This window comes from Chamaesiphon sp. (assembly GCF_041737865.1).
Classification (GTDB): Bacteria; Cyanobacteriota; Cyanobacteriia; order Cyanobacteriales; family Chamaesiphonaceae; genus Chamaesiphon.
The window spans coordinates 1-8,955 of sequence record NZ_JBGSQZ010000076.1; the positions used below are offsets into that span (position 1 = coordinate 1).

8 protein-coding genes and 2 pseudogenes are annotated in these 8,955 nt (G+C 44.9%); 4 read left to right on the plus strand and 6 right to left on the minus strand.

The genetic code is table 11. From position 1 onward, the window contains the following. Positions 1-278 precede the first annotated feature (278 nt). The 5 genes from ACEW9J_RS05455 to ACEW9J_RS05475 all read right to left on the minus strand — a co-directional run bounded on the left by ACEW9J_RS05455 (position 279) and on the right by ACEW9J_RS05475 (position 5,336). Entirely contained in the window at positions 279-1,373 is a 1,095-nt protein-coding gene (locus ACEW9J_RS05455; RefSeq protein WP_373544125.1) for a peptidylprolyl isomerase, read from the minus strand. 83 nt (positions 1,374-1,456) lie between these two features. After that, positions 1,457-1,849, minus strand: a complete 393-nt coding sequence (locus ACEW9J_RS05460; protein WP_373544126.1) for a hypothetical protein — start codon at positions 1,847-1,849, stop codon at positions 1,457-1,459. Positions 1,850-1,912: 63 nt separating this feature from the next. Further along, positions 1,913-2,089 (minus strand): type II toxin-antitoxin system HicB family antitoxin, encoded by a 177-nt coding sequence (locus ACEW9J_RS05465; RefSeq protein WP_373544127.1) that lies wholly within the window; start codon positions 2,087-2,089, stop codon positions 1,913-1,915. Positions 2,090-2,114: 25 nt separating this feature from the next. After that, positions 2,115-3,539, minus strand: a complete 1,425-nt coding sequence (locus ACEW9J_RS05470; protein ID WP_373544128.1) for an FAD-binding domain-containing protein — start codon at positions 3,537-3,539, stop codon at positions 2,115-2,117. A gap of 78 nt (positions 3,540-3,617) precedes the next feature. Continuing rightward, the gene (locus ACEW9J_RS05475) at positions 3,618-5,336 is read right to left on the minus strand and encodes an ABC1 kinase family protein (protein WP_373544129.1); all 1,719 of its coding nucleotides are present in this window, start codon (positions 5,334-5,336) and stop codon (positions 3,618-3,620) included. 466 nt (positions 5,337-5,802) lie between these two features. Here ACEW9J_RS05475 and ACEW9J_RS05480 point away from each other — a divergent pair, with 466 nt between their 5' ends. After that, positions 5,803-6,696 (plus strand): NAD(P)-dependent oxidoreductase, encoded by an 894-nt coding sequence (locus ACEW9J_RS05480; protein ID WP_373544130.1) that lies wholly within the window; start codon positions 5,803-5,805, stop codon positions 6,694-6,696. Between the two features lie 11 nt (positions 6,697-6,707). Here the strand turns inward: ACEW9J_RS05480 and ACEW9J_RS05485 are convergent, their stop codons facing one another. Next, positions 6,708-7,124, minus strand: a complete 417-nt coding sequence (locus tag ACEW9J_RS05485) for a secondary thiamine-phosphate synthase enzyme YjbQ (RefSeq protein WP_373544131.1) — start codon at positions 7,122-7,124, stop codon at positions 6,708-6,710. A 576-nt stretch (positions 7,125-7,700) separates the two neighbouring features. Here ACEW9J_RS05485 and ACEW9J_RS05490 point away from each other — a divergent pair. The 3 genes and pseudogenes from ACEW9J_RS05490 to ACEW9J_RS05500 all read left to right on the plus strand — a co-directional run. Next, positions 7,701-8,171: pseudogene (locus tag ACEW9J_RS05490) on the plus strand (reverse transcriptase N-terminal domain-containing protein); the annotation flags it as partial. 388 nt (positions 8,172-8,559) lie between these two features. After that, a pseudogene (locus ACEW9J_RS05495) lies at positions 8,560-8,769 on the plus strand (reverse transcriptase domain-containing protein); the annotation flags it as partial. Next, positions 8,766-8,955: transposase family protein (locus ACEW9J_RS05500; RefSeq protein WP_373544132.1), on the plus strand; the 190-nt coding region annotated here is incomplete at its 3' end. The pseudogene ACEW9J_RS05495 and the gene ACEW9J_RS05500, both read left to right, overlap by 4 nt.

Genomic DNA, 8,955 nt, shown 5'->3' on the forward strand with positions numbered 1-8,955 from the left:
ATTTGCTGATGCGTTGGCAGCATTTCGGACGGCTATGTCTTTTCGCTTCTTTAATTGGCTGACCCAGAACATGGATGTCTTTGCTGCTCACAAAGCCAATTTCGGCTTTGTTTGGGCTTGATTTTGTTTAAGTCCCACTAATAAACTAGTCCGCGTAGCGAAAAGTGCGGTCTTGGGGTTTCCCCAAGTAGAGCACCTTTTCAAGACAGCGGACTTTGCATTCCGAGGAGTGGTTTTAACCACTTTGTGTTAAATGGCAAATTGTGACAGTTACAAATCTATACCTTCAATAGATCTCCGCCTTCGATTACCTTTGCCGACTCGATCTTGTCATCAGCTTTGAGTTGTCCGAGCACCTCTTGTCCCGACGTTACATAACCAAATACCGTGTATCGTCCATCGAGCAGATTGCGTCCAGCCGGAGTTAATTCTGGCTCGAATAGAAAGAAAAAGAATTGAGACGAGCCACCGTTAGGATCGTTCTCAGGACGTGCCATTGCTAAAGCACCATAAGAAGAGAAAGGTAACACTGGTTCCTCCCGAAACCGTCCAGCATCTTCCATCGTGACTCCATACATTGGCTCTTTATCGCCTTTAACCATCACTTCCAATGGTACCGCCCGATATTTTTTAGTTTGAGGATCGATGAAACCGACTTCCTCCCCTGGCGGATCGCCAATTTGGAGGACATAATCATTTTCTGCTCGTGTGAATGCTAGATCGTTATAAAATCCCCGATTGACGAGATCGACAAAGTTACCAGCCGTCACAGGGGCACTAAAGCCATCTACAGTGAGGTTAATATCCCCTTTGGTAGTTTTGAGTGCGATCGTGGCGCGACCTTGGAGTTGGGGCAAATTGCTGTATTCTGATGGCACTGTGTAGGGGAAGCCTGTCACCATTGCAGCTTCCAGAATGCCAATTTTAGCTAAAGCTTGAGCGCGCTCTACTATCACCTGTGGTTTATTCTTAGCATCTGCGGAAATCACCAGAGCGTCCACATCAGCTTTGATCCCATCGATCGAAGTCTGTGCTTGGGCTTGTCTATCGGCGGGGATACTCTTGAGGATCTCGGCTTGCTTGTTTTTTAATACCGCAGCAGCTTTCTTAACATCATTATTAATCGTGCTCCACTGTTTTCCTCGGAGATGGTTAGAGATATCTTCCAAACTGTCTTGGAGATCCCGTACTGGCTTATTGTCGATCGGTAGTGCATACCTGAGAATCGCCTGTCCGTCGGTAATTGCGTTTCCTGATGGGAGTAGAGTTGCGGCACTAAGTCCCGCAGATAGAGTGAGTAATAGCACTGCAACTACTCCAGTCTGCAACCAGTGTCGCCAGTGGCTAAGGATAGAATTTTTGCCCGTTTGCATTTCTAAGTATATTCATATAATTCAACCCTCTCATCTTGCCACATCAATGCCCCAGCAACTCTGGGATTTTACACAGCAACATATCACTCATCATCTTCAGCATCAAACCATTTTGGATCGCTGAGATCTTTTTCGTAGTCTTCCTTGCCACCAAAACCAAGAGCTAACAGCCGATCGAAATAGGGAGTATAGTCAAAGTCATCATCTTCCCACGCCCGCAGCTCCCAGATGGCTTCGATCGTCCATTTGAGCCAGACATCCGGCGGAGTCCACCTGTGGAAGTAGTTTATACGTTGGGCTTCATCAAAGTGTTGCTCTCGCCACCACTTGCCCCAGATGTCCACATATGATTCACCATATCCCATCCGCCAGCACATACTATATGGATGTTCGTCTGGAAAAATTATCCACAGGGGCGGAACCTCTCCATATTCATTGACTACCTTAGTAATTTCCGCTTCGATCCAGTCTGTCATTGTCTAGATATTGTAATTCCCCAGTTCCCACACTGTATTTTTTGCTGCGATGCCAATATTTCTTCAATATTCAGCCACTAAATTTTCATCTTCCAAGAGCATCTCAATGACTTCGCGAAGATTTTCTTGTAATTCGTCTAATGTTTCTGCTTGAGAATGTGCTCCGGCAAATCCTGGGACATAACCCACATATAGCTGAGTTTCAGCATCATGTTCGACGATTGCCGTAAAATTTTTCACGATCAAATATTTATAGTGCTAAATCTTAGCCTTTGACGCTAGCATACAATTGCTTGAATAATCGCTGTTGCACACTATGATCGACGATCGGCAGTGGATAGCCCACACGATGGCGAGTCAGGGGTAAAATATCCCCACTGAGAATCAGCTTTGTATCTATAGACTTTAATTCTGGCACCCACTCACGAATATAATCGGCATCTCGATCGAACTTTTGGGCTTGGGTATAGGGGTTAAAAATCCGCAATGGTTTAGGATCCATCCCACTCGACGCGCTCCATTGCCAACCGCCATTATTTGAGGATAAATCTCCGTCGATCAGACGCTCCATGAAGTACTGCTCGCCCCATTGCCAATTAATAATCAAATCTTTGGTGAGGAAACTAGCAACAATCATCCGACAGCGATTGTGCATCCATCCGGTTTGATTGAGTTGGCGCATGGCTGCATCGACGATCGGATAGCCCGTTTCGCCCTTACACCACGCGTCAAACTGATTTCGATCGTTGCGCCACGGAAAGTTCTTAAAGGGTTCGCGGTAAGCCCCCTGGGCTAGGCTGGGGAAATGATACATTGCCTGTTGATAAAACTCTCGCCATGCTATTTCTTGTTGCCAAGTGGTAATCCCTGCACGGGCTTCATCACTTCTAGCTGCCGCCATCGCCGCAGTTGTCGCCGCCCAAACGGTACGGACTCCAATCGTCCCAAATTTCATGGCGGCACTCATGCTAGATGTTCCAGAGGCTGCGGGATAATTACGCTGTTCGTCGTACTCGGAGATCGATCGATCGCAGAATTCTGCTAATATTTGCGCTGCTGCACTCGTACCTGGTGCTTGGGCAAGGGGACTATCCCAAATAAAGCCTAAATCGGCGGCGGTGGGTAGATCGATCGTCGGTATTTGGGTAAGAGCTTGTTTTTCGACGGGAGTTAATTCACTCTGGGGCAGTTTTACCTCGACTGGCTCTGGTTTTGGTTGACTACTCCAGTTCCGCCAGAAGGGTGTGTAGACGGTGTAGGGCTGTTTGCTGCCAGTTCTAATTGTCGTTGGATCGTGGAGGAGCTGATCCCAATTGAGATGGATTTCGATATTTTGGGCAGTTAAGGCTGCGGTGACTCGATCGTCGCGTATTTTGGCATAGGGTTCGACATCGTAATGCCAGTATACTGCTTTAGCACTCAGGGTAGTGGCTAACTGAGGGATTTTCTCGATCGGATTGCCATCAAGAAATAATAATTGACTTCCAGCTTGCTGATAATCTTGGGCGAGGGCTTTGAGAGAGCCGACTAGATAAGCAACTCTAGCTGGAGCGACATTCATTGACAAGATCGATCGATCGAAACAAAATACGCCGATGACTCTAGCATTGGTATGACTTGCTTGCGCTAAACCAATGCTATCGGAGATTCGCAAGTCGCGGCGATGCCAAAATAAAACTAGATCTGACATTGAATTAGCCGTGAAGGTGAGAGGTGAAGGGGATATTAAAATGGCGATCTATATCCCGCTCAATCACCTCAAATTTGATTACTTGCGATTGTTGATGGGGGAACTGAAGAAGGAGTTGATACCTACTGTCGAGAAGTTGCCCAGTGCTTTGGGAACGCTTTCAGCTAGGGCACCGATCGCAATATTAAAAAGTTTAGCTGGTTCTAACTCGTCCTTGACTAGATCCCACAATTGTCGAACCTCCGTGACATGAAGGCGATTGTCTTCTGTCAGTGCCATGACAATTTGGTTGCGTAACGATCGTCCTTCAGCAGACATCAGGAATTGTAACCCTAATTGTGCGGTAGGTAGGAGATCGAAATTGTTGTCACTACGCGCAATACCGATCATGTTTTCCAATCGTTGCCACTGGATTTTACCGTCTTTGACGATAACTTCTATCAGCCGACGACGCATTTCTGGTGTTTCACCATTGAGCAGTCTTTGAGCGACATAAGGATAGCCGATTTCCACAATCTTGAATTCTGGATTGAGACTGAGGGCTACACCTTCTTGGGTGACAAGAGAGCGGATAATTAAGGAAAATTGGGCGGGAATGCGAAAGGGATACACAAACATCAATTCCGAAAATTCATCGGTGATAGTTTTGAAGTTGAAGTTACTGACACTTTCGCCGATCGCATTACCCAGTACGCGCTCTAGAGCTGGAATGATTGGTGAAATATCAATATCAGGAGTTAAGAATCCCAGCTTGACAAAATCATCAGTTAGGGCGAGGTAGTCTTTATTAATTAAGTGAACGACGGAACCCGCGATCGTCTCTTTAGTATGTTGGGTAAGTTGATCCATCATCCCAAAATCAATAAATGCCATCCGTCCATCAGCTAATGCAAATAGATTCCCAGGATGCGGATCGGCGTGGAAGAAACCAAATTCTAATAACTGTCTCAAACCAGATGATACACCAGCCTTGATTAATTTATCTCGATCGAGTCCAGCCCTTCTAATTCCATCTAGATCTGTTAGTTTAATTCCATCAATCCACTCTAGAGTCAGTACAGTGCGACTGGTATATCTCCAATAAATTGATGGGACTTTAACCCCAGGATCGTCTTGGAAATTAGCCGCAAATTTCTCGGCATTTCGCCCTTCATTCTCGTAGTCAATTTCTTCAAATAACTTAGTCCCAAATTCATCGACAACTATCGTCAGATTGTCACCTAAATTTAGTGGTAAAAAGGGTTTAATCCAAGTAGCAGCCCATCGCAACAAGTACAGATCGCGGGTGATGATTGGTAACAGATTCGGTCTTTGGACTTTGACAGCAACCTCTTCGCCACTGTACAGTCTCGCTTTATAAACTTGTCCCAGACTGGCTGCGGCAACTGGACGAGGGGAGATTTCTTTGTATAATTCTTCTACCGATCGCTTGAGTTGAGATTCGATGATTTGCATCGCCAACTCATTATCAAAAGGTGGTAGTTGATCTTGTAATTTGATCAGTTCTTCTAGAAATTCTTTTTTGACTAAATCGGGACGAGTTGAGAGTGATTGTCCGACTTTGATGAACGTAGGCCCTAATTGGGTGAGAATTTCGCGGAGTTGATTCGCCCGTAGATTCTTATTTACTTCAATGTTGCCAACCGATCGATCGAGTAGTAAGCCAATTGAGAATCCTGCAAACAACCAGACAATCGTTAGTGCCCGCCAAATAACTAACCACAGACGTCTATTGTAATAACTAGAAATTGCTTGGGGATCGTAACGCCGCAGTTGGGCAAGTTGTTGCTGACTCACGTTTTGAAGTTGTCTCCTACTCGATTAATCTGTATTCTGATAATTATTGACTGATAAAGTTAACTTTCGTTACGTTATTCCATATTATCTTAACTTTTTTGACTAAAAGAACTAAACAGTTCTTAACATTAGTATACAAAACTATAAACTAGGTAATACTGGTGCGATAACCGAACCTACAATTGTCTAATTCTTGCCACGTCAATGTTCATAGCTCATGTAGAGCGGTACAAGGCATCAGCTAGCTTCAACCTTTAGTCCTCTAAGCAGGGCTGCAACTACAGTAGTCAGGGTAGCAAAATTATCGATGATGCGCCATCTAGAAGCCTCTCTGGGCAGGTGTCTAAGAAGTTTATGATAGATAATGGAATTGACTCCCCTAGGGTGGAAAGCACGCCATCGAAGGTACAGAGTCCCGATCGATACCCAATATTTGTGAGACACATCATCTGACATTCTTGTAACTATGCAGAGACTACTAATTACTGGAGCTAGTGGCTTTTTGGGCTGGAATTTGTGTCAACTCGCTCGATCTGAGTGGGAAGTGTATGGGACTTACGATCGACATCCGATCGAGATTTCAGGTACCAAATTAGCTCGGATCGATCTGACTAATCTCGATCGAGTTAAATTTGAGATCGATCGCATCGCTCCAGATGCTGTCATTCATACTGCGGCTGCGTCTAGCCCTAACTTTTGTCAGTCTCATCCAGACCAATCTTACCAAATTAATGTCACCGCGTCCGCGCAATTAGCTCAGATTTGTGCGGCTGCAAAAATTCCCTTTGTATTTACATCCACAGATCTAGTATTTGATGGGACTCAGCCACCTTATTTAGAGACAGATCCAGTCTCACCAATCAATATCTATGGGGAACAAAAAGTAGCCGCCGAACGAGATATTTTCACTGCTTATCCACAGGCTGCTATCTGTCGAATGCCTTTGATGTTTGGAATATCACCACCCACAGCTACCAGTTTTATTCAGCCGTGGATGAGTGCATTACGTTCGCACCAAAGTTTACAGTTATTTACAGACGAATTTCGGACGCCAGTAAGTGCCACAACTGCCGCTCAAGGCTTATTAATGGCATTGGAAACATCTCCAGGAATCCTAAATTTGGGCGGAAATGAGCGTGTTTCTCGTTATGAATTTGGCAGGTTGCTGGCTCAAGTGTTTGAGTTTGACTTGTCACTATTGGATCCGATCTCTCGGCGGGATTTACTAATGGCGGCTCCGCGTGCGGCTGATGTTTCCCTAGATAGTAATAAAGCGGTCGAATTAGGCTACAACTTAGCTCCACTCAGGGAACAATTAGAATTAGTTCATAGCCAGATGGAGAGACTTTTTTCAGACTAAAACTACAATATTTAATCGCCACTAATATGAACGACTAACTCACGATTGTAGCGATGTTGGCGGTGTTCCCACAGATAAATTCCTTGCCATGTACCTAAGACTAATTTACCCTGCATAATCGGAATTTGTTCGGAGGTATGGGTAAGCACAGTACGGATGTGTGCTGGCATATCATCCTTACCTTCAGCGGAATGGATGTATTTGCCATCTTCGGGAACTAGTTTCGCCAGAAAGTTAGCCAGATCGATTAATACGTCGGGATCGGCGTTTTCTTGAATCACTAAACTAGCAGAAGTATGCCGGAGAAAGAGGGTACATAATCCGGTGATAATTCCTGATTTTGTCACGATATCCTCGATCTGTGAGGTAATTTTGACGAAGGATTTGGGAGTACTCGGAATGGTAAGGAGTTTTTGGTAGTGAGTCACAATTAAATCAGTGGTGGGTAGATATAGCGATCCTAAATTATTAGCTCATTTTTGTGTAGGGTGTGTTAGGCGTCAGCCGTAACGCACCAGGGCAATTAGTGCGATTCGTTGAGGTATAAATCACGGTGTAAGTCCCTCCTCTCAAACTCAGAGATGACTCTCTACCTGCCCACACTGAACAGACTCGGAATTCTGTAGAGTGAAGCTGGGAACAGGGCTGAATCAGGCCAGAATTGCACTGGACACTGCGGCTAACGAGGAGTCCCCATGATGAAACCGAGCCTAGAAAAGCAACCTACCTGGAGGCAGACGCAATTCCTATGTCTGACCTCGCCAGAGATTAGTATCCCGCCGCATTTTAATTGAGTAGCGTTATGAGTATGGGGTTCTGGCGGTTGAAATGGCTACATCTAAAGGGACAATCAATCGATCGGATGGACCGAATAAAAACGTGTCTGAGGTCTGTAAGTGGTCGCATTTATGGTAATCCAGACGAGAGGGCTAACTCCTCAGACGCGGGTAGGATTTGGTGTAATTGCCAAAAGGTATTCAGAATACACAAACCATTTGCAGAGCATGATTAGCCACAGTTTAACGACTAGTGAATCCTGGAGGAGATTACCCTGGAAGAAATTTCAGAAAACTCTCTTTCGCCTACAGAAGCGCGTGTAAAAAGCAGTTCGAGCTGGAGACAAGCAAAAAGCGCGGTCTTTGCAGAAACTGATTCTAAAATCTCAATCAGCTAAATTACTAGCCATTCGGCAGGTAACGCAGTTAAATGCTGGCAAAAAGACGGCTGGTGTTGACGGCAAAAAATCCCTCTCATTTGAGAAACGATTTGCATTAGCTACCGAGCTAAACAAAAATCACACCAACTGGAAGCACCAAAGGCTACGAGAAATTCCCATCCTTAAAAAGGACGGAACTATAAGAATGCTCAAAGTGCCCACAATAGCGGATAGAGCTTGGCAGTGCCTCGCAAAATACGCCCTCGAACCAGCGCACGAAGCAACATTCCATGAACGTAGCTACGGATTCAGGACTGGTGTGTGATTCGTTTAGTCTAAATACTTGTGAATTACACAAAGTAGGGACGGCTAGCCAACCATAGACATAAAAGTCTATTAGTTGTGACAATTCCATATCAATGATGGTGAAAGCCCATCCCCTGCGGATGCTCAGGTGACAGCATATTCCCTGCGGTAGCGACTAGTCCTCAATCCGCAAAGCGGGAATAAAAGCCCCTCTAACTACTAGCCTAAAGTGGTTATGGGCAAGCAAGTACCCATGCTGACGAACAGGAATCTCATTAAACCTTCATCAGGAATAACCAGTGTAAAGGCTGATTACCCAATCAGGTAGAACACTGGAGCCAAAAGGCAAAAGTCAGAGGGTGGAATATACCTGTTATTTCATCAGCATCCCCAAAGTTCAAAAACCGAATAGTTATGGGTTTCGTTCTGGCCGCTCTGCCCACGATGCTATAGAAGCGATCTTCAACGGAATCAGATACAGGAGCAAATATGTTCTTGATGCTGATATCGCCAAATGCTTCGACCGTATCGATCACAAATACCTAATCAAGAAATTGGGAACCTTTCCAACCTTGGCAAGATTAATTAAATCTTGGCTCAAAGCAGGATGGGTATTTCAAGGATTAAGAGTAGATATGAAGATTATATTTATTCACAAGTTAAACAGTTAACTGTCGAGCAAGTTAGTAGCCAAGAACAACTAACTCCACAACAAGTTAAGGGTATATTTAGCCGCATAGCGGAGAGAGAACTAAAAAAAAGCGGATGCGCGCTCGTCGGGTTTCCCGACGGTTTAG